Raw genomic sequence first — 20,613 nt, 5'->3', positions numbered from 1 at the left:
GTAGAGTTTTTTAAACGAAAACAAAAAAAGCCCCAGGCTAAGCCTGGAACTCTTTTCACTTTTAAGGACCTTATCTTAGTAGCCGTATCCTACGTAAGAAGCCCCAATAATTACTAATAGGATGAACAACACTACGATTAGCGCGAAACCAGCGCCCATACCATGACCTGCGTGACCCATTCATAATCACTCCTTTAAGATATTTGTGGATTGCTCCACCTAAGAACATACTATTCAGTTACCCCTAAATGTGACTAGACGTTTGTGGAGTTTATTAATTTCTATTTTAATGAAATTCAAGAAAAAATAAAAAACACAAGCAAGTAACTTGTGTTTTAACATTTAACTCTGGTTTAATACATATTTTTTAATCGCTACAGCAACACCATGTTGATCGTTTGTTAAAGTAATTTGATCTGCCATCTCCTTTACGGTGGGGTCACCATTTCCCATCGCAATGGATAAACCAGCTAGTTTAAGCATTGGAACATCATTAAAATTGTCACCAATTGCTACCGTGTTTTCGATATCGATTTGATAATGTTCAGCAATTACTTTTAGTCCATTGCCCTTGTGACCACTTCGATCCATTATTTCAATGTTATACGGGCCAGAGGTTGTGATTGAAATATCCTCTAGTTGATTAGAAAGCGTTGAAGTCAACTCTTCTTTACCTACAAAAGTAGAGATAAAAAACTTTTGAACAGCAATATTCTCTACTTGAAGCACTTCTTCAATTTCCTCAAATAACGTAACCGTCTCACTTTCCACAGGAGTTTCAGTCATAAACTTAATTTCTTTTTCTGTAAAATGTTCTGTTAATTTTTGATCATTTTCTAATACGTTTGAGATACGAGTACTAAAATGTTTTTGTACATAAATTCCTTTATTAGTGTAAAGTTTAAATGGAGATTTATTACTCTCTAACACATTAGCAATCGTTCGAACACTTTCTTTTGCAATCGAGACTTCCGATAACTTTTCACCATCAACGATTACTACTGTTCCATTACTGCCTGCAAGAGGGCATTGTAAAGGCGTGTTAATCAACACTTTTTGAATATCTTCAGGAGCACGCCCAGAACAGATCATCACAATATGACCAGCCTCTTGTGCTTTTTGAATCGCCGTAATATTTTCAACTGATATATCAAGATTTGATGACAACAATGTACCATCGAGATCAATCGCAATTAATTTTTTCATTACTGTTCTCCTTTAATTTGTCCTATAGGTTAGATTTTCCCCATTATATCAAAAGAAAACTCCTACAACATCTTTCAAGACTGTGTAGGAGTTTATATATTTTAGTGAACTCGGTGATCCATAGGTAATGAGAACAGATAGAAGTTTACAATTCCAAATATAATCATTAGCAAGTAAAACGGCCAAAGCTGTTTCATAGATTTCTTCTCTCCAATTCTATACACTGCATACATGGAAGCCCATGTTCCTAGTATAACAAGCACGAATTGTAGAACACGAACTGTTTCATCAGATACGATGGCTAGATCACCAGACATGTACACTCCAAATAAACCCATTGTATTGTAGTAAAGTGCTTTTGTTTCCGTTAACAGGTGAAATAAATTATGACCTAAATGACCTGCTAAATCAATTGGGATATATGCATAACCAAACCGGATAAAGTTTTGCTTTGTCGTAGTGTCTACGTATGTTTTCGACCCTAATTTTGATGCGTACCAGAGCATACCGATTGGTATAATCATTGCAATAATAAATGCAATCGTAAAGTTGATAGTAAAGTTACTTGTACGTGTAACCACACCAATCCCATTCAGTATATGATCCCAAACTTCCAGCATAGTAACGTTTTGAACTAATACTATCCCCATAATGACGGCTGCTAAAAACGATTGTTCAAGCATTGGCTTTTTAATACCCCAGAGCTCCATTGTTGGTTTTCTAGGAGAAATGCGTATGGAATCGTTAGGACAATTTTTCACACAATCACCACAGATGTTACATTCAGCACTATTGTCCATTGAACGAACAAATTGAAACATGTTACACCCTTCAGCCTTTTCGCTTCCTTTATAGCAAGACTGCGTTTTACATGTACGACAAATGTCTAGATTACCTCTTAACTCTATCATTCCAGCTCGTGAGTAATTTCCTGCTAAACCACCTAAAAAACAGAGCGACTTACAAAACGTTCTTCTTTCATAAAAGACCGAAGTGATGACCACCATCGTGAGTAATAATAGAAGCAAAATTCCTGATCCTCTAGGAGAATGAACAACACCGAAAATATGATCAGCCCATGTAATAATGATAAAAGTAGCATCAATGAGCCAGATACCATATTTCTTTAAAAATTTCGGCATCGGGCTCTCATTACCTACAAGCCTTCTAACAATATCGCTTATTTTTCCGAAGGGGCAGACCGCACACCAAAAACGTCCAACTAATACAAATAAAATCGGGACAACTGGCCACCATAACACCCATGTCATTGCTGTTCCCCAGTTTCGGTGTGGATTGACTGTCCCCGTCATTAGCTCAAAAACAATCACTGCGAACACAATCATTGCAGTCCATTGAAATATTCCAGGGTACCACTTGCTTTTGATAAATGTTTTAACAAAGGATATGTCTAAAAAATTGAATGGCTTTTTTGAAGGTAGCTTTTTTTCTGGTATCGCCATTACTTCACACCACTCTTTCTTTTTCTAGTAATCTTACGAACAGCTCCAAAGGCAATAAACCCACCATTAATTGCAGCAAAGGTTCCTAGCAGGGGTAAGTTTGCGCCTGTTTCTTCATACTCGTGAGAATGACCATCATCACCATGATCGTGGTTATCATCTTCACCATGGCTGTGACTATTCTCGTGATCATCAGCTTCCCCGTGGCTGTGATCACTATTTTCATGACTGTGATCCTCAGCATCACTATGTTCGTGTTCTTCCTTTTTTAGATGATCTACAGCATCTTTGTGGTTGTGATCTGCTTCTCCATGATGATCTTCGGCATCTCCGTGGTGGTGAACTGCTTCTCCATGATGATCTTCAGTTTCACCGTGGTTATGTCCTGCGTTGTCTTGATCGTCACCCTCAGTTTGACCATGGCTGTGAGACTGCCCTTCATTAGAAACACTTGGTGCATGATCTTGTTCGGTTTCCTCTCCACCATGAGCTAGTGCTGGAATTGGTATAGATAAAACTAGAATGAAGAATAACGTTTTAATTAATCCTTTTTTCTTTTTCATGGTCTTTCCTCCCCAAATTCATTTACAAATTTAGATTAGTGGGAAATTATGAAGAAACTTTTAAGAAAGTATGTATATCTAGCGAATAAAAAAAGAAGCTCCTGTAAAAGAGCTACTTAACTAATTTTTAACTCGTTTTTTAACTTATCAAAGCCATATCTATCAATAAACTTACCTAAGCGCTCACGTTTTCTACCGTTAGTACGGTAAACCTCCAACAAAGAGTCTACTAGGCTAAATAGTTCTTCAGGCTCTAGGTGATCCTTTAGTAGTACTCCTGGGCGAGCGTCCTCTCCTTTGGCCTGGCCACCGACGTAAAGTTCATAGTGATCCTTGCGCTTAATAACACCAATATCATTTATAAGTGGTTCTCCACATGCATTCGGACAACCTGTGTAAGCTGGGCGTAACGTGAAGGGAACCTGTTGACCAGCAATACGTTTATTAAGCTCAATGGCAATTGGCATTCCTTCTTCTTCTGCACCCTGACAGAAGTTACATGTACGAAGGCTTTTTACGTAGGAGCCTACTTTGTAAACAGAGAAGCCGGCGTTTTCAAGCTCTATTGTCACTGACTCAATTTGATCTTCAGTTACTTGAATAATTAACTGTTGGAAGGTTGTTAACTCTATTTCCGTATCTTCATCTAAATATTTCGCTAATGCGATGAGCTGCTTTGGAGTCAGTTTCGCCCCAAAACCGATACCCCCATTAACAGCTAAAGGAATGTACTTTTTGTTATCCATATGGGTAGCTCCTATCGTAGGTGATTTACTACTATAATTATAAGATACCCTAGGGTGGTATGTAAAGGGTAAATGTATTTGACCGAAGTACTTAATCCAAAGGAACATATCTCAAAATAAAAAAACGTACAATGCATATTATTGTACGCTTTTACGTCTTCGATTACGTTTATTCATCCAAATTAAGATTAGTCCGCCAAACCCAAGTTCCATCAAACTGTATTTATTTGTATTCGCAAGATCGATAAGCTGATTATGCAGCAACAAGTCCTCCTCGGCTACCACAGTAAAAGTAAATTGACTCGTTAGGCCTTGGAAGTCATTACCTAAATGAAAAGGAACCTCTATTTGAAAAAATAAATCTTCAATATCACTGCTTTCTAGAGGTCTGGCAGGTAATCTCTTAAATTCATTTAGTTTTCCTTCATATAAAGTAGACTGATTATCCTCAATCTTTAACAAGAGTTCTTCGTAGAACTTTTTGGACCCGCCTGTGAACTTGTGGATTGCTACATAATTAAAAGACTCTACACCATGGTTGGAAACTGCTAAGGTCCGGGATGCAATGTCTCCAGGTTTTATGTTGTTTAGATCGAAGAGTAGGTCTGCGGGGGAAACATGGAAATTCGGCTCTTGTGCCGGTACCCCTGTTTCAGCAAAGGTTTTTATTGGGAATATAATTATGCATAGTAGAAGGAATAATTTAAGTTTCATAAGAAAATCCTTTCTAAATTGAAATAAGAAAAGGTGGGGAAACCACCTTTTCTTATTATTTATATTTCAAGAATTAGTCAGTTACTTCTTCATCATGCGCTAGAGTTCCTTCAGCATTTCGTTGGATTGTTCTTTGATTTGGCATTGAGTTTCCATCAGCTGAACCCTGTACTCCATTGTTTATGTCACCATTGCGATGGTTACTATCGACATGGACACCATCCCATTGAGTTGCTTCAAGGTTGAAGAAGAAGTCTATACTATCACCCTGGAATTTATTTTGAACAAATGTTCCATCAGCATTTCTATCTTCAGTGTTATTAATGAACTCAATTTCAATGAATACATTATCTATGTCAGTAGGATTTACAGGTAGTCCTCTACGAGTTTGGTCACCATCAGTTGCCACAACTAATGGTACTAAATTAATAACTCCATTTGATAAGTATCTTGGGTCAACTTTGGTTCCATAAGCAGACGGACCAGCTACAAGATCTGCTAATGTCAATGTTTTACCATCTAGAACTACCTTGCCTCTCGGTTCCCATCTAGGACTTTCAGTATCAACAGCTAAAAAGTTAACTTTAAATTGACTTAGGAACTCCACAGCTGTATTTTCTCCTCCGTTTACCGCTGTAAGATCATCAACGAAATTATCAAAATCAACGTCTAATAACACTTCTTTAATTGCTAAAGTACCAGCATTTCTTAATTCGAAAATTCGTTGTACATTGTCACCAGGTTTCATATTACCGAGGTCAAAACTTATCGGTTTATTATGACTTTTTCCCACTACTAAATCTAACGTCCCTGCTGCAAAATGGTTATTAATCGTTGCCGTGTCGTTAAATGCTGCCCAAGTTCCTCCACCTACTAATGACATTCCTAGTAATGCTGACATTGCACCCATACTAATTTTTCTTTTAATACTCATTGACTAATTCCTCCTCGATTTTTTTCATCCCATTTTGAGATATGTATTTTTTATATTGAACCCTTATGTTTCCATAAGGGGCGCAACCAAGTTAAGCTGTTTTTTCAGTTTCATCTGATGGTTTTTGTGGAGCAACTTTTGCTTCAATTTCCTTAATGACTGAACGAATTGTGAATGCTGAGTAACCTAGTAAAAACAAGCCTGGAACTATTAGTAATATTGCTGTTCCTTTTGCAGAACTAGCAAAGCCTAGAAAGTATCCTAAGAACGGAATGGTAATACCTGAATATACTGCAATGACATTCTGTGAAAGTACTGGGTTTGTATCTGCACTTTCATTGTTATCCCCTTTGGTCGAATACATTACATGTTCTCCATTTTGAATAACATCTATAATTCTATGAGTAACGATGGTGCCAGGCCCTTCTTGATAGGTAATGACATCACCTGCTGATAAACTGTTCTTATCTTCAACTAATTTAACTGCTATAATGGATCCCGTCTTAAAAGTCGGTTCCATCGACCCAGAGAGGACCGTTTTAAATTGATAACCAAATAATTCAGGTTCTCCTCCAGAAGCTCTACTAGAGAGAACTATTAGAGTCATTACTAGCAATGTTGTAAAAGTTACAACCCATAAAATATTACTGGTCCATTTCCATACTTTGTTTGCTGTCATACTAATCACCTACTGTATTTTTTATTTCGAGATTTTTATCTTCTGACTCTATGTTGTTTTCAACGCTCTCTTCTTCAGACTCTATTATTTTACTAGAAGTGACTTCTGTTTCTTTATTTGACTCTATTGTGCTGACATTAGGTTCTTCATTAACCTCTTTCTCTACTTGTTTATCTTCATTTTTTATTGTTTCTTCAACCAAATCTAGACTCTCAGAAAGTTCCTCAGATTTTGTTTTTGGCCCTTTCCCTTTTGGAGGGTTACCCCTCTCCTCACAGTTAGTTAGCTCAATTTCAATATCAATCCTAGTTATTGGTTGGCCTGGCTTGCCCTCTTCTTGATATGCTATAAATCGGTAATTACCTGATTTTTTAGGAGAATGGCTTAGTTCTATTTTTTCATCAGTTCCTAAATTAAAGGTACCAGAACCTACTAACTCTCCTTTGTTGTTGTTTAAATCATTACCAGTCTTTGCCCACCAAACTTCATATTTCCTTTCCTCAGGCATGGCTTTAGAATCTTTACCATTCTTTAGGATTGCAATAATCTCATTACAATCGCCCTTTATTGAAATAAATTCTAGAGATGCCCATCCATTCGGAGTTTCTTCTTCAACATCCCAACTTGCTCTTAAAGTAAATGGTATAGTCTCTACATCATTAAATGCTGCATTAGTAAAGGAGTTTAGCTGAATACCAGAAAGGACCAAAATATACCATAATAAGAGTATTTGTATGCCAATGACTACTTTCCGATATTTCTTCCTATACTTTCGGATTCTCATGTATCTAACTGTACTCCCCTCCCGTATACACTCTCATGTTGTGTAAATCGTTATAAGAAACGAGTTTTGTTTGTTTTGTTCTTTTTAACGAACTTTGTAATTTGAGTATATTTCATATTTTTAAAATTGAAAATACTCAAAAACACCCGTTTTTTCATTATAATGAACAAAGTTCGTTTGTTTTCTCTTTTTTTTATGAGTTTTCTCACTATTTTGTTTTATATAAAGAATTTTATACTTTATTAAGAACGAAACAGGACTAGTTGGTTCAAGGGATTATATTTGGAAGCAAGGTGAGGATATAAATAAAATCGAAAAAACAGGACATAATAAAAAACAAAAACAACCGCGTAGCCTAACACGGCTACGCGGTTGATGTTGGTATTTGGTGGAGACGGTGGGAATCGAACCCACGTCCAGAAATATTGGCACTTAAGCTTCTACGAGTGTAGTCACTACATTAGCGTTTCGCTATCAAATCTGCCTAGTGACAGGCGCCCTTGATGCTAGTCTGGTTAATCTCTTCCTTCGTCCTCAGACGGTGAACAACCGGCGTATCCCACTAAGTTGAGCCCCGACCCCTACCACATGGGCGATGGAGGGAGGAGCAGCTACTTTATATTAAGCAGCTAAAGCGTAATTAGGTTTGCCAGTTATAGGCGTTGGCGTTTTAACGAGGCCGACCCCCTCGACTCGCCACTTAAGCTCAAACTATCCCTGTCGAATCCAGAACGTCCCCAGATATGCAGAGTAGTGAACTCTGTGAAATGTCGTAGTTGTTAGTGACAATCTCAACTACAAACTTAGTATAACATAAAGATCATTCGACATAAATGGTAATTATTGTTTTTGTCGTTCTCTGAATGCTTTTTCGATTTGCCGCTTGGCGTCTTTTTCTTTTAATGACTCACGCTTATCGTAGTTTTTCTTACCTTTACCTAAACCGATAAGAACTTTTGCGTAGCCGTTTTTTAAATAAATCTTTAACGGCACTAGAGTGTAGCCTTGCTCCTTAGTAATTCCAATGAGCTTACTAATCTCTTTTTTCTTCATTAAAAGCTTACGTGTTCGTAAAGGATCATGATTATAACGATTTCCTTGCTCGTACGGGCTAATATGGGCATTCCATAAGAATACTTCGCCGTTTTTAATGCGGGCAAAAGAATCTCTAATATTGGCTTTACCAGCGCGAATTGACTTTATCTCAGTACCAGTAAGAACAACACCTGTTTCATACGTTTCCTCAATAAAGTAATCGTGGTTAGCTTTTTTATTTTGAGCAACAACCTTTGCATCATGCTTCGGCATTATTAGCACCTCCTTACAATCATCGTCCCTAAATCATATCATTTTCTTTTAACTATATCAAGGCATTCAGGTGGTGCTTCTCGCACCACCTGATTAGCTTCACATAATGTCCACCTCAAAAGGATCTTTAAGGTGATTTGTCCATTTATGGTGCCAGGCACCGTAATGAGCTACTTATTACGCTTTTTCCCTTTATTACGCTTAGCTTTAGGAGCGTTTTCGTAGAACTTCTTTTTCTTTGCTCCCCCGCCGCGTTTGGCTTTGTCGCCTTCACCTTGTCCTTGGCCTTGTTTTGGCTGTCCTTGACCTTGACCTGAACCTGATCTACGACCACGTTCACCACTTGCACCGCTACCGCCACCACTACGTTCTTTACGCTTACCTCCGCCAACAATGACTTTTGGCTTTTCACGTGGGGTACGTTCTTTTCGTGCTTTCATGCCGACAACTTCAAAGTCGATAGACATTTCGTCAACATTAACCCCAATTACTTTTACCTCGATCTCGTCACCGATACGGAAGACATTGCCTGTTCGTTCACCGATCATTGCATATTGCTTTTCATCGTAATGGTAATAGTCATCAGTTAAGTAACTAACGTGTACAAGTCCTTCAATCGTGTTTGGAAGCTCTACGAAGATACCGAAGTTAGTTACTCCAGAAATCATTCCTTCGAATTGCTCACCAATTTTGTCTTGCATAAACTGAACTTTCTTTAACGTATCCGTATCACGTTCTGCTTCAACGGCACGACGCTCCATTTCTGAAGCATGACTTGCGATCACTGGAAGCTTCTCAGCCCAATGGCTAACTGTTAGATCATCTGTTTTACCTTCAATTAAATACTTTCGGATTAGGCGGTGAACAATCAAATCCGGATAACGTCGGATTGGTGATGTAAAGTGAGTATAAAACTCAGTTGATAATCCAAAATGACCTAAACTATTAGGGTCATATTTTGCCTGTTTCATGGAACGAAGCATAACCGTACTAATAACTGTTTCTTCTGGTTCACCACGAACTTCTTCTAGAAGCATTTGTAATGCTCTTGGATGAAGCGTATTTGCGGTACCACGAACGACATAGCCAAAGTTCGTAATAAATTCTAAGAAACGTGTTAGTTTTTCAGCATCCGGATCTTCATGGATCCGGTAGATAAACGGAATTTTCATCCAATGGAAATGTTCAGCAATCGTTTCATTGGCAGCTAACATAAACTCTTCGATTAATCGTTCTGCTACCGAGCGTTCACGTAGAACAACGTCGGTTGGGGTTCCGTCGTCATCGACAAGCACCTTTGACTCTTTAAAATCAAAGTCAATTGCCCCACGTTCCATACGTTTGTTACGAAGGATGTTCGCTAATTCACCCATTTGTTTGAAAAATGGGATTAACGGTTCGTAACGCTTTGTAACTTCTTCATCTTCTTCGTTTAAAATTTTCCGCACATCTGTATACGTCATTCGTTCAGTCGTCCGAATTACACTTTGGAATATTTCATGGGCGACAACTTGCCCTTGAGGATTGATTTCCATTTCACACGAGAGTGTTAATCGGTCAACTTTTGGATTTAATGAACAGATTCCATTGGATAAGCGATGCGGAATCATCGGAATTACTCGGTCTACTAAGTAAACACTTGTTGCTCGTTCAAAAGCTTCCTTATCAATTGGAGAATCTTCTGTTACATAATAACTTACGTCAGCAATATGAACACCAAGTTTATAGTTTCCGTTTTCTAACTTTTCAACGTTAACAGCATCATCAAGGTCTTTGGCATCAGCACCGTCAATCGTTACAATCGTTTGATCACGAAGGTCACGACGTCCTTTAATCTCCTCAGGGTCAATCTCATCTGGTACAGCATTCGCTTGTGCAAGTACTTCTTCAGGGAAATCCTGAGGTAGACCGTGCTTATGGATGATGGATAAAATATCTACACCCGGGTCATTTTTGTGCCCTAAGATCGTGACTACTTCACCTTCAGCACTCATCCGTCCTTCTGGATATTTATTAATCTTAACAACAACCTTGTGACCATCTACCGCCCCACCGTTTGCATCTTTCGGAATAAAAATATCATTTGGAATGCGTTTGTCGTCAGCAATCACAAATCCGTAAAATTTATTTTCAGAGTATGTACCTACTACTTGAGTTAGGCCTCTTTCTAAAATGCGGATAACCTGCCCTTCAGGACGAGCTCCCTCTGATTTTGGATGTAATCGAACAAGTACGATATCTCCGTTCATCGCACTGTTCATATCTGCACTATTTACATAAATGTCGCGCTCAGACATCCCATCTTCAGGAATAATAAACGCAAATCCTTTTGCATTTGCTTGAACCTTCCCGCGTACCAAGTTCATTTTTTCTGGTAAACCATAGCGGTTACTTCTCGTTCGGACAATTTGTCCTTGTTGTTCCATCTCGTTTAATACTTTTACAAAATCCTTAAACTCACTAGAGTCTGTAATCCCAAAAGCGGACTCTAGTTCAGTTACGGATAATGGTTTATAAGCCTCTTCTCTCATAAAACCGAGAAGCTGCTCTTTTCTTTGTTGATAATCCATTTATAATTTCCCTCCTTTTGTTTAATGTAGAATGTAGAATGGTTTTGTAAACCTTCGAAGCTTCCAAACGCAATTCCTAATTTCACAATTCATAATTGACAATTGGTTTGTTTTTCTCAAACATTCCACTCTAGACCTTCAATAAACTTATAAACGTCTTCGTGTAGTTGTTCCTTCTCTTTATCCAAGGTTATGACATGACCGGATTCCTCATACCACTTCAAATGTTTGTTTTCAGACTGGATATGGTCATAAATAATATCAGCACTCTCGGTATTAATCATATCATCATGGCGTGCTTGTACGACAAATGTAGGTGCATAGATCATGTCGACATTGTCACGGACTTCTCGTAAAAGTTGTTGAAGAGCTTTTAAGGTTCGCATTGGAGTTTTCTTAAACTCTTCCATTTCTGCGCTGATTTGTTCATCACTTTTCTGCTCACGACTTTTGTACTCTTTGGCGTAAGCTAACACGCCTTTGTACATGACTTCTTCACTTTTAATATGCATAGGTGCACACATTGGTATTATTCCCTTTACAGGTAAAGTGTAACCTAATTTCAGTGAAAATACCCCTCCAAGCGAAAGCCCGGCTACCACAATTTCCTCATGTCCTCGTTCTTTCAAAAGATTATAGCCGGCTAAGACATCTTCCCACCAATCATCTGGGCCTGTATGAACTAACTCCTCAGGTGGTACCCCATGTCCTTTATATTGTGGAGCATGGCATGTATAGCCTTTTTTATTCAAGTATCGACCAAGCATTCGTACATCCGCTGAACTTCCTGTAAAACCATGTAACAGTAATGCTGCTCGCTCGCCCCCCTCAAATAAAAACGGTTTTGGTGCTGCAACTTTCATATATAAATAACCTCCGTTAATTTTCAAGAAAATGATTAATAATTTCTAACAAATTTTCGCGCTCTTCCCCGAGCCAAATGTAGTGTTTTGAGTTTTTAAAGTAGTATAACTGCTTTTCAGCAGAACTAATCATCTCATATAAGTACTCTGCGCTTTTACGTGGAGGAACTAACCCGTCACATTCCCCTTGAACAATGAGCGTCGGTACTTTTACTTTTTTTAAGATTGGCCGTGTTTTATAGACGGTTTTCGCAAATTCAATTGTAGCCTTCATTGGAGTATCAATGATTTTTTTTCGATACATTTTATAAAGAATGTCATTTGAAAGCTCGCCGCGCCAGCCCTCTATGATCCACCCCTTCATATCCTGAATGATTTGCTTTGGATTTAGATAGTAAGCGGAGCAACTTAAGAGAACTAGTTTATGAATTGGGTACTTCGAGGCGACATAAGCAGCGATCATCCCACCCATTGAAAAACCGATGACATATACTTTATCACAACGCTTTAAAAGCTCTTGGGTGGCTACTTCTGCCGCGTACAACCAGTGCTTAAAATTTGCTTTCTTCAACCCTTCTTTACTACCATGACCAGGTAGAGTTGGCGAATAAACCAACCAGCCTTTTTTCTTTTTTAAGAAATCAGTTAAAGGCCCTACTTCTTTAGCTTCCCCTGTAAATCCATGGATACATAAGCAACCAATCATTTTCTTTTCCCCCAGTTTTGGAATAGTAGAATATATTGGAAAACCTTTGCTGCTACAATCTTACTCTAGTTATACGCAGATGTCATGTCAAATGTTTCATATTATTCAATCATTGCTTGTACAATTGGCTTTCTTGTGGTACATTAAGACTAATTGTATACTTACGTTGGAGGTGTTTTTAGTGCACGCTTTTTTAACAGTATTATTAGTTATTGTTTCAGTTTTACTTATTGCAGTTGTATTATTACAATCAGGCCGTAGCGCAGGATTAGCAGGTGCCATTTCTGGTGGTGCTGAGCAATTAATCGGTAAGCAAAAAGCTCGTGGAATAGATGCCGTTCTTCAAAAAGCGACAGTGGTTTTAGCAACATTGTTCATCGTTTTAGCGGTTTTAGTGGCGTATGTAGCGTAATAGTTAAGTAGCAGGGGATATCCCCTGCTACTTTTTTTGTTTTGATATATACCCCTTACGGTAAAAATAGGGTTTCGACTGTAAATCTTGTTTTCGGACTGTAAATGCATCTGTTTCGACTGTAAATTTCATTTTTGGATCATAAATGTCTGAGTTTGGACTGTAAGTTGTCTTTAGAACAAAAGCTGCTAGGTTTCCACCACGAAAAAAAGACTCCAGAACCCTGGAGTCTTCATCATATTAGATATTTTTCAAGTTATAGAACGCTTTTCTTCCAGCGTATTGGCCGATGTAGTCTAAACCATCTTCAATGCGAAGTAATTGGTTGTATTTTGCTACGCGGTCTGTACGTGAAGGAGCACCAGTTTTGATTTGTCCAGCATTTGTTGCAACAGCGATGTCAGCGATTGTGCTGTCTTCTGTTTCACCAGAACGGTGAGAGATTACTGCTGTGTAACCAGCACGTTTTGCCATTTCGATTGCATCAAACGTTTCAGTTAATGTACCGATTTGGTTAACTTTGATAAGGATTGAGTTACCAATTCCTTTTTCAATTCCTTCAGAAAGCTTAGTTGTGTTTGTCACGAATAAATCGTCACCAACTAATTGTACTTTGTCTCCTAAAGCTTCAGTTAACTTCTTCCAGCCATCCCAGTCATTTTCGTCAAGGCCGTCTTCAATTGATACGATTGGGTATTTAGCAACTAATTGGCTATAGTACTCAACCATTTCTTCAGCTGTTTTTACAACGCCTTCGCCTTTCATGTTGTACTTACCATCTTCGTACATTTCAGAAGCAGCAACGTCCATTGCAAGAACAACTTCTTCACCTGGCTTGTAACCAGCTTTTTCGATTGCTTCAATGATTGTTTGAAGAGCTTCTTCGTTTGACGATAAGTTTGGTGCGAAACCACCCTCGTCACCTACAGCTGTGTTATAGCCTTTAGACTTAAGTACTGCTTTTAAGTTGTGGAAAATTTCTGCACCCATACGAAGAGCGTCAGCAAATTTTTCAGCACCTACAGGCATTACCATGAATTCTTGAATGTCTACGTTGTTATCTGCATGCTCACCACCGTTAATGATGTTCATCATTGGTGTTGGTAATGTTTTCGCGTTAAATCCACCAAGGTATACGTATAAAGGAATATCTAAAGCGTCAGCAGCAGCACGAGCAACAGCCATAGAAACACCTAAAATAGCGTTAGCACCTAGTTTAGACTTGTTAGGTGTACCATCAAGGTCGATCATTAATTGGTCAATACCAACTTGATCAAGAGCGTCATAACCTACTAATTCAGGTGCGATCTCTTCGTTAACATTTTCAACTGCTTTTAAAACACCTTTACCCATGTAACGGTCGCCGCCGTCACGTAACTCAACAGCTTCATGCTCACCAGTAGACGCACCACTTGGTACCATTGCTCGTCCCATTGCGCCACCTTCAAGATATACTTCAACTTCAATTGTCGGATTTCCACGAGAGTCTAATACTTCGCGTGCATAAACATCAGTAATAATTGTCATGTAAAAACACTCCTTTTTTAATGTAAGATTTAAAATGTAGAATGCAGAATTATGTATGTATTCCAAGAAGCTCTACTTCTATGATAAACTAAACAATTCATAATTCCTAATTCATCAATGTTAATTTTTTATTAAGCTCTTCCCAGTCATTTCTTCTGGTTGATTTGCACCTAAAAGTTCTAAAACTGTCGGTGACAGATCTGCTAGGATCCCATCCTCGCGAAGTGTAACACCATTTTTCGTCACAATCACTGGAACTGGGTTTGTTGTGTGTGCTGTCATTGGTGTATCTTGCATCGTAATAACTTCATCAGCATTCCCATGGTCAGCTGTAATGACGGCATAGCCACCTTTTGCAATAATGGCATCTACTATTTTACCTAAGCACTCATCAACAACTTCAATTGCTTTGACGGTCGGCTCAAGCATCCCAGAATGTCCAACCATGTCAGGGTTTGCAAAGTTCAAAATGATGGCGTCGTGATTATCTGCTTCAATTTCTTGTAACAAAGCATCAGTAACCTCATAGGCGCTCATCTCAGGCTTCAAGTCATAAGTTGCAACCTTCGGTGAGTTGATTAAAATTCGCTCTTCACCTGGGAACTTATCTTCACGACCTCCGCTAAAGAAGAAAGTTACGTGAGGATATTTTTCCGTTTCAGCAATACGCAACTGCTTGTAGCCTTGTTGACTTAATACTTCCCCTAATGTGTTATCAAGATTTGTTGGTTTGAACGCAACAAACCCATCAACTGTCTCGCTAAAGTGTGTTAAGCAAACATAGTGTAAATCTACCGGATGCTGATCACCACGATCGAAACCACGGAAATCATTGTTTGTAAAAACTTGTGATAATTGAATCGCACGATCCGGACGGAAGTTAAAGAAGATAATTGCATCCTTATCTTGGATTGTTCCAACTGGTGTACCGTCTTCATTCGTCATTACAGAAGGCAGTACAAATTCATCATGAATGCCATTTTTATAAGAGTCTTCTAGCGCTTCAGCACTGTTCTTATACTTCAAGCCATCACCATAAACCATCGCTCGATACGTTTTCTCGACACGTTCCCAGCGTTGGTCGCGATCCATCGCATAGTAACGTCCTGAAATCGAAGCTAATGTACCAGTGCCTAACGAATTCATTTTTTCCTCAAGAGCTACTAGATATTCTTTCGCACTTGTTGGACCTACATCTCTACCGTCTAAGAAGCCATGCACATATACTCGCTCTACTTGCTTTTCTTTCGCTAGCTCAAGTAATGCAAATAAATGCTGAATATGGCTATGGATTCCTCCGTCAGACAATAGGCCATAGATGTGAAGACTACTATTTTTTTCGTTCACATGATTGATGGCATTTAAGAACGTTTCATTTCCAAAAAATTCACCTTCGCGGATTGATTTATTTACACGAGTGAGACTTTGATAAACAACGCGTCCAGCACCAATATTCAAGTGTCCTACTTCTGAATTACCCATTTGTCCTTCTGGTAAACCTACAGCTTCACCAGATGCTAGTAACTGCGCATGTGGATAATCATTCCAGAAACGATCAAAATTCGGTTTATTCGCATGGGCTACAGCGTTCCCTTTTGTTTCATCACGTAAAGCAAATCCGTCAAGGATGATTAATGCTACAGGTTTCTTACTCATTTCCTGCCTCCAACAGCTGTAAAAATGATTGATGGTCAAGGCTTGCGCCTCCCACTAAAGCTCCATCAATATCACTTTGTCCTAGGTATTCCTTGATGTTTTCTGGCTTCACGCTGCCGCCGTATTGGATACGAACTGCATCTGCCGCTTCTTGTGAAAACATTCCTGCGATGACTGTACGAATGTACGCACACGTTTCATTAGCTTCAGCAGAAGAAGAAGATTTTCCTGTCCCAATCGCCCAAATCGGCTCATAAGCAACAACAACTGTTTTCACTTGCTCTTCAGAAAGACCTGCTAAGCCTTTTTCCATTTGACCTCGTACCACATCATTTGTCTTTCCAGCTTCACGCTCTTCTAGTGTTTCACCGCAACAAACGATTGGAACTAAACCATGCTTAAGTGCTGCATGTGTCTTTTTATTCACCGTCTCATCTGTTTCAGCGAACATTTCACGACGCTCAGAGTGACCGATAATTACGTATGCTACATCAAGATCTTTTAGTGCAACAGGACTAATTTCTCCTGTAAATGCACCACTCTCTTCAAAATGCATGTTTTGAGCACCGATTTTAAGATCAGATCCAGCAGAGTTATCTACTAGACAATCTAAAAATAATGCAGGCGCACAAACAACCGAGTCAACCTTTGCGCTCGTTGGCACTAAACCCTTTACCTCTTGCACAAACGATTTTGCTTCACCAATAGTCTTATTCATCTTCCAGTTACCAGCAATAATTGGTTTACGCACGATTAAAACCCCTTTCATTAATTGTGAATTTTGAATTATGAATTGTGAATTGTTGAGGGTTTAAGCTTCGAAGCTAAACACACGTTAATTCATAATTCACAATTGTCAATTCATAATTGCTTTTTATTTGTCGTTTAAAGCCACTACTCCAGGAAGTTGTTTACCTTCCATGAATTCTAGTGATGCTCCACCACCAGTTGAGATGTGATCCATGCTGTCAGCTAGACCAAATTTTTCAACTGCTGCTGCTGAGTCTCCACCACCGATAACTGTGTACGTACTTTGCGCATCAGCTAAAGCAACTGCGACTGATTTCGTACCGTTCTCAAATGATGGCAATTCGAATACACCCATAGGTCCGTTCCAAATCACTAGTTTTGATTCCATAATAACTTTACGGTATGTGTCAACTGTTTTCGGACCAATGTCTAAGCCTTCCCAATCACTTGGAATCTCATCAATACCAACAACTTTTGTAGTCGCATCATTAGAGAAATCATCAGCAACAACAACGTCTTCAGGCATATACAGTTTCACGCCTTTTTCTTTTGCTTTGTCCATGAACGATTTTGCTAAGTCAATTTTATCTTCTTCAAGTAAAGACTTACCTACATCATGTCCTAATGCTTTTACAAACGTATAAGCCAAACCACCACCGATGATTAAGTTATCTACTTTTTCTAATAGATTATCAATAACACCGATTTTATCTTTAACCTTCGCTCCACCAATAATAGCTGTGAAAGGACGATCAGGATTTAATAATGCTTTTCCTAGTACATCTAATTCTTTTTCCATCAGAAGACCAGATACCGCTGGAAGGTGGTGAGCAATACCTTCTGTTGAAGCATGCGCTCTGTGAGCTGCACCAAACGCATCGTTAACGTATACATCGGCAAGGCTCGCAAAAGATTTTGCCAACTCAGGATCATTCTTTTCTTCGCCAGGGTAAAAACGAACGTTTTCTAGTAAAAGAACGTCACCTTCAGCTAAACCAGCAATCGCAGTTTCTACTGCTTCACCATAAGCTTCATCTGTTTTTACAACGTTTTTACCAAGAAGTTCACCAAGGCGAGCAGCTACTGCCGTTAAGCGCATGTCTTCGTTTACTTGGCCTTTTGGACGACCTAAGTGACTAGCTAGAATAACTTTTGCACCTTTTTCCATTAAATATTGAACCGTTGGAAGAGCTGCACGAATTCGTGTGTCATCACTTACTTGGTTGTCTTTCATTGGTACGTTAAAATCAACACGACAAAATACACGTTTACCTTTTACATCAATATCGCGCACAGACATTTTGTTCATGAAAAACCCTCCATTATAAATTTTGAATTGTGAATTATGAATTTTGAATTGGTGTATGTATGGCTTCGAAGAGAAGCTTTGAATTCATAATTCAAAATTTTTTTACACAGTGGAAAGAGGAGAGAGAAACACGTTTCCCTTCTCCTCTCTGCCAACTTATTATTATTCAACAATTGACTATAAATTCCTTTTGGAAATTATAATCCTTTTTGAGCGATGTAATCTACTAGGTCAACTACACGGTGCGAGTAACCAGACTCGTTGTCGTACCAAGAAATAATTTTTACCATGTTGCCTTCCATAACCATTGTAGAAAGAGCATCGATTGTAGAAGAAGCAGGGCTACCATTGTAGTCACGAGATACTAGCGGCTCTTCAGAGTAACCAAGGATTCCTTTTAATGGACCTTCAGCAGCTTCTTTAAGAACAGCATTGATTTCATCTACTGTTACTTCTTTATCTAATTCAGCAACTAAGTCTACTAATGATACGTTTGGAGTTGGAACACGTAGAGCTCCACCGTTTAACTTTCCTTTTAACTCAGGAAGTACTAGAGCTACCGCTTTAGCTGCACCAGTTGTTGTTGGAATGATGTTTTCAGCAGCTGCACGAGCACGACGTAAATCTTTATGTGGTAAGTCTAGAATTTGTTGATCATTAGTGTAAGAGTGAACTGTTGTCATCATTCCACGACGTAATCCGAAGTTATCGTTGATTACTTTTGCAAATGGCGCTAAGCAGTTTGTTGTACAAGATGCGTTTGAGATAACATGGTGGCTAGCAGCATCATATTTATCTTCGTTAACACCCATTACGATTGTGATATCTTCTTCAGTTGCAGGAGCAGAAATAATAACTTTTTTCGCACCAGCTTCTAAGTGTTTTGCAGCATCGTCACGCTTTGTGAAACGTCCAGTAGACTCGATTACCACATCTACTCCAAGGTCACCCCAAGGAAGTTGTGCTGGGTCACGCTCAGCGATAACTTTAATTTCTTTTCCGTTTACTACTAAGTTTTCACCGTTAACTTCTACTGTTGCGTTTAAAGTTCCGTGAACTGAATCATATTTTAAAAGGTGTGCTAGTGAATGAGCGTCAGTTAAGTCGTTTACTGCTACAACCTCAACATTTGGGTTATTTAAAGCTGCACGGAAAACCACGCGTCCAATACGTCCAAAACCATTAATTCCTACTTTAGTTGCCATAATTAATATTCCTCCTTGGATTAAGCTAAATCTTTTTATATAAAGGGAAGTCCCTTAATAACAATGTAGAATGTAGAATGTAGAATTAGTGAAAGACTTGATGGAAGCTCTTTTTCTAATTCATAATTCATAATTTCCCTTAAGTACATGTTTTAGTATTCAATAAAATAGTTTTTTTATGAATGTAATTGTAATAAGGCTTTTGCTGCTCCCTCATCGGTGATTAAAACGTTACTCGTCCCTTGCTTCATATAGGCTGAAATGGCTTGGGCTTTAGAAGCTCCACCAGCAACGGCAACTACCAATTTTGAATTAGAAACATCTTCAAGCTGAAGACCTATCGTTAAGACCCTGTGAATAATATCCCCATCTTTGTTGAAATAATATCCAAATGCTTCTGCGACAGCTTGTTTTTCGTTAAGATTTTGTAAAATTTCTTCAGATGATCCACGGCGTTCTGCCATCGTCTTCGCTTCGCCAATTCCATGGATAACTAAATTAGCAGAACGTATCAGGTTAAGAATTTCCTTAACTTTTGGCTCTTCCATAAGGGATGAGTACGAGTCCTGACTTAGCTGGTCTGGAACATGAAGCAATCGGTAGCTACCCATGGCTTTCGTAGCCATTGTTGCACAAATCGTATTTGCTTGATTTTCCACCTGCTCACCTAGCCCACCACGTGCCGGAACAAAGAGAGTTTCCTTCATCTCACTATCTGGAGTCATCATTTCAGCAACAGCGGCAATCGTTGTTCCACCTGTTAAGGCAACAATTTTCGATGCTTCGTCTGCTAAATGACGTTTCATCAGTTGAACAGTTACTCGACCCATTTCTTTTTTGACCCAAGGTGCTTCATCACTGTCACCCGGAACCACGATGACCTCAACGAGTCCTAAGCTTTTCTTGATCTGCTCTTCTAGATCCTTTAAGTCAAAAATGTCACTCATGATTTCCTCTAGTTGTGTAAGAACGTTTTTTCCTTCCTCAGTGAGTGTCATTCCCGCAGTAGCCATGTCTAGTAGTCCTTGGTCCTTTAGGAAAGTAACTTCACTACGGAGAACACGCTCAGACATTCCTAAACTTGTCGCTAAACTCCTCCGTCCAATCGGCTGCATCAACCGAATAAATCGTAGAATTCGGAAGCGACTGCCCAACACGTCTAGAAGGTCGGGTAATAATTTTTTCTGAATATCTAATAATACTCTCATATAAATCCCC

20 protein-coding genes and 1 other RNA gene are annotated in these 20,613 nt (G+C 38.9%); 1 reads left to right on the top strand and 20 read right to left on the bottom strand.

The genetic code is table 11. The features are described 5' to 3' along the window. Positions 1-75: 75 nt before the first annotated feature. From DS745_RS09750 to DS745_RS09685, 14 genes are all read right to left on the bottom strand, one after another. The gene (locus DS745_RS09750) at positions 76-180 is read right to left on the bottom strand and encodes a YjcZ family sporulation protein (RefSeq protein WP_129078063.1); all 105 of its coding nucleotides are present in this window, start codon (positions 178-180) and stop codon (positions 76-78) included. Between the two features lie 162 nt (positions 181-342). Next, on the bottom strand, positions 343-1,206 hold the full coding sequence (locus DS745_RS09745) for a Cof-type HAD-IIB family hydrolase (protein ID WP_129078062.1): 864 nt from the start codon (positions 1,204-1,206) through the stop codon (positions 343-345). 101 nt (positions 1,207-1,307) lie between these two features. After that, complete coding sequence (locus DS745_RS09740; RefSeq protein ID WP_129078061.1) at positions 1,308-2,669, bottom strand: 4Fe-4S binding protein; 1,362 nt, start codon at positions 2,667-2,669, stop codon at positions 1,308-1,310. Further along, a complete protein-coding gene (locus DS745_RS09735) occupies positions 2,669-3,232 on the bottom strand; it encodes a hypothetical protein (protein ID WP_129078060.1) in 564 nt (187 codons plus the stop codon). Before DS745_RS09735 ends, DS745_RS09740 begins: the two co-directional genes overlap by 1 nt. 116 nt (positions 3,233-3,348) lie before the next feature. Next, positions 3,349-3,978, bottom strand: coding sequence for an NAD(P)/FAD-dependent oxidoreductase (locus DS745_RS09730; protein WP_129078059.1), 630 nt, complete (start codon positions 3,976-3,978; stop codon positions 3,349-3,351). A 138-nt stretch (positions 3,979-4,116) separates the two neighbouring features. Further along, positions 4,117-4,692: a hypothetical protein gene (locus DS745_RS09725; RefSeq protein ID WP_129078058.1), complete on the bottom strand. Its 576-nt coding sequence runs from the start codon at positions 4,690-4,692 to the stop codon at positions 4,117-4,119. A 73-nt stretch (positions 4,693-4,765) separates the two neighbouring features. Further along, the gene (locus DS745_RS09720) at positions 4,766-5,626 is read right to left on the bottom strand and encodes a TasA family protein (protein WP_129078057.1); all 861 of its coding nucleotides are present in this window, start codon (positions 5,624-5,626) and stop codon (positions 4,766-4,768) included. Between the two features lie 91 nt (positions 5,627-5,717). Then, positions 5,718-6,305: a signal peptidase I SipW gene (gene sipW / locus DS745_RS09715; RefSeq protein ID WP_129078056.1), complete on the bottom strand. Its 588-nt coding sequence runs from the start codon at positions 6,303-6,305 to the stop codon at positions 5,718-5,720. Between the two features lies 1 nt (position 6,306). Then, positions 6,307-7,014 (bottom strand): hypothetical protein, encoded by a 708-nt coding sequence (locus DS745_RS09710; RefSeq protein ID WP_129078055.1) that lies wholly within the window; start codon positions 7,012-7,014, stop codon positions 6,307-6,309. Between the two features lie 461 nt (positions 7,015-7,475). After that, positions 7,476-7,828, bottom strand: a transfer-messenger RNA (tmRNA) gene (gene ssrA, locus DS745_RS09705). A 101-nt stretch (positions 7,829-7,929) separates the two neighbouring features. Then, complete coding sequence (gene smpB / locus DS745_RS09700) at positions 7,930-8,397, bottom strand: SsrA-binding protein SmpB (protein ID WP_129078054.1); 468 nt, start codon at positions 8,395-8,397, stop codon at positions 7,930-7,932. 170 nt (positions 8,398-8,567) lie between these two features. Next, positions 8,568-10,967 carry a ribonuclease R gene (rnr, locus tag DS745_RS09695; RefSeq protein WP_129078053.1) on the bottom strand — a complete coding sequence of 800 codons (2,400 nt, stop codon included), beginning with the start codon at positions 10,965-10,967 and terminating at the stop codon, positions 8,568-8,570. Between the two features lie 116 nt (positions 10,968-11,083). Beyond that, complete coding sequence (locus DS745_RS09690) at positions 11,084-11,830, bottom strand: alpha/beta hydrolase (RefSeq protein ID WP_129078052.1); 747 nt, start codon at positions 11,828-11,830, stop codon at positions 11,084-11,086. A gap of 16 nt (positions 11,831-11,846) precedes the next feature. Then, positions 11,847-12,536, bottom strand: a complete 690-nt coding sequence (locus DS745_RS09685; RefSeq protein WP_129078051.1) for an alpha/beta hydrolase — start codon at positions 12,534-12,536, stop codon at positions 11,847-11,849. A gap of 181 nt (positions 12,537-12,717) precedes the next feature. On the opposite strand from DS745_RS09685, the gene secG reads away from it, so the two are divergent. Next, a complete protein-coding gene (gene secG / locus DS745_RS09680; RefSeq protein WP_196121229.1) occupies positions 12,718-12,948 on the top strand; it encodes a preprotein translocase subunit SecG in 231 nt (76 codons plus the stop codon). Between the two features lie 240 nt (positions 12,949-13,188). Here secG and eno read toward each other — a convergent pair whose 3' ends face one another. The 6 genes from eno to DS745_RS09650 form a co-directional block, all read right to left on the bottom strand. Then, on the bottom strand, positions 13,189-14,475 hold the full coding sequence (eno, locus tag DS745_RS09675; RefSeq protein WP_129078049.1) for a phosphopyruvate hydratase: 1,287 nt from the start codon (positions 14,473-14,475) through the stop codon (positions 13,189-13,191). A 120-nt stretch (positions 14,476-14,595) separates the two neighbouring features. Further along, complete coding sequence (gene gpmI / locus DS745_RS09670) at positions 14,596-16,131, bottom strand: 2,3-bisphosphoglycerate-independent phosphoglycerate mutase (protein ID WP_129078048.1); 1,536 nt, start codon at positions 16,129-16,131, stop codon at positions 14,596-14,598. Then, complete coding sequence (gene tpiA / locus DS745_RS09665) at positions 16,124-16,882, bottom strand: triose-phosphate isomerase (protein ID WP_129078047.1); 759 nt, start codon at positions 16,880-16,882, stop codon at positions 16,124-16,126. Before tpiA ends, gpmI begins: the two co-directional genes overlap by 8 nt. Before the next feature lie 123 nt (positions 16,883-17,005). After that, a complete protein-coding gene (locus DS745_RS09660) occupies positions 17,006-18,190 on the bottom strand; it encodes a phosphoglycerate kinase (RefSeq protein WP_129078046.1) in 1,185 nt (394 codons plus the stop codon). Positions 18,191-18,387: 197 nt separating this feature from the next. Next, positions 18,388-19,395 (bottom strand): type I glyceraldehyde-3-phosphate dehydrogenase, encoded by a 1,008-nt coding sequence (gene gap / locus DS745_RS09655; protein ID WP_129078045.1) that lies wholly within the window; start codon positions 19,393-19,395, stop codon positions 18,388-18,390. Positions 19,396-19,571: 176 nt separating this feature from the next. Continuing rightward, entirely contained in the window at positions 19,572-20,603 is a 1,032-nt protein-coding gene (locus tag DS745_RS09650) for a sugar-binding transcriptional regulator (RefSeq protein WP_129078044.1), read from the bottom strand. Positions 20,604-20,613: the final 10 nt, after the last annotated feature.

The organism is Anaerobacillus alkaliphilus (assembly GCF_004116265.1).
GTDB lineage: Bacteria > Bacillota > Bacilli > Bacillales > Anaerobacillaceae > Anaerobacillus > Anaerobacillus alkaliphilus.
This window is presented reverse-complemented; position numbering and strand designations above follow the sequence as displayed.

What these genes read in the sequence shown, in the direction of transcription:
- DS745_RS09750 (WP_129078063.1), bottom strand. Translation starts at nt 180, where the DNA reads ATGGGTCACGCAGGTCATGGTATGGGCGCTGGTTTCGCGCTAATCGTA.
- DS745_RS09745 (WP_129078062.1), bottom strand. Translation starts at nt 1,206, where the DNA reads ATGAAAAAATTAATTGCGATTGATCTCGATGGTACATTGTTGTCATCA.
- DS745_RS09740 (WP_129078061.1), bottom strand. Translation starts at nt 2,669, where the DNA reads ATGGCGATACCAGAAAAAAAGCTACCTTCAAAAAAGCCATTCAATTTT.
- DS745_RS09735 (WP_129078060.1), bottom strand. Translation starts at nt 3,232, where the DNA reads ATGAAAAAGAAAAAAGGATTAATTAAAACGTTATTCTTCATTCTAGTT.
- DS745_RS09730 (WP_129078059.1), bottom strand. Translation starts at nt 3,978, where the DNA reads ATGGATAACAAAAAGTACATTCCTTTAGCTGTTAATGGGGGTATCGGT.
- DS745_RS09725 (WP_129078058.1), bottom strand. Translation starts at nt 4,692, where the DNA reads ATGAAACTTAAATTATTCCTTCTACTATGCATAATTATATTCCCAATA.
- DS745_RS09720 (WP_129078057.1), bottom strand. Translation starts at nt 5,626, where the DNA reads ATGAGTATTAAAAGAAAAATTAGTATGGGTGCAATGTCAGCATTACTA.
- sipW (WP_129078056.1), bottom strand. Translation starts at nt 6,305, where the DNA reads ATGACAGCAAACAAAGTATGGAAATGGACCAGTAATATTTTATGGGTT.
- smpB (WP_129078054.1), bottom strand. Translation starts at nt 8,397, where the DNA reads ATGCCGAAGCATGATGCAAAGGTTGTTGCTCAAAATAAAAAAGCTAAC.
- rnr (WP_129078053.1), bottom strand. Translation starts at nt 10,967, where the DNA reads ATGGATTATCAACAAAGAAAAGAGCAGCTTCTCGGTTTTATGAGAGAA.
- DS745_RS09690 (WP_129078052.1), bottom strand. Translation starts at nt 11,830, where the DNA reads ATGAAAGTTGCAGCACCAAAACCGTTTTTATTTGAGGGGGGCGAGCGA.
- DS745_RS09685 (WP_129078051.1), bottom strand. Translation starts at nt 12,536, where the DNA reads ATGATTGGTTGCTTATGTATCCATGGATTTACAGGGGAAGCTAAAGAA.
- eno (WP_129078049.1), bottom strand. Translation starts at nt 14,475, where the DNA reads ATGACAATTATTACTGATGTTTATGCACGCGAAGTATTAGACTCTCGT.
- gpmI (WP_129078048.1), bottom strand. Translation starts at nt 16,131, where the DNA reads ATGAGTAAGAAACCTGTAGCATTAATCATCCTTGACGGATTTGCTTTA.
- DS745_RS09660 (WP_129078046.1), bottom strand. Translation starts at nt 18,190, where the DNA reads ATGAACAAAATGTCTGTGCGCGATATTGATGTAAAAGGTAAACGTGTA.
- gap (WP_129078045.1), bottom strand. Translation starts at nt 19,395, where the DNA reads ATGGCAACTAAAGTAGGAATTAATGGTTTTGGACGTATTGGACGCGTG.
- DS745_RS09650 (WP_129078044.1), bottom strand. Translation starts at nt 20,603, where the DNA reads ATGAGAGTATTATTAGATATTCAGAAAAAATTATTACCCGACCTTCTA.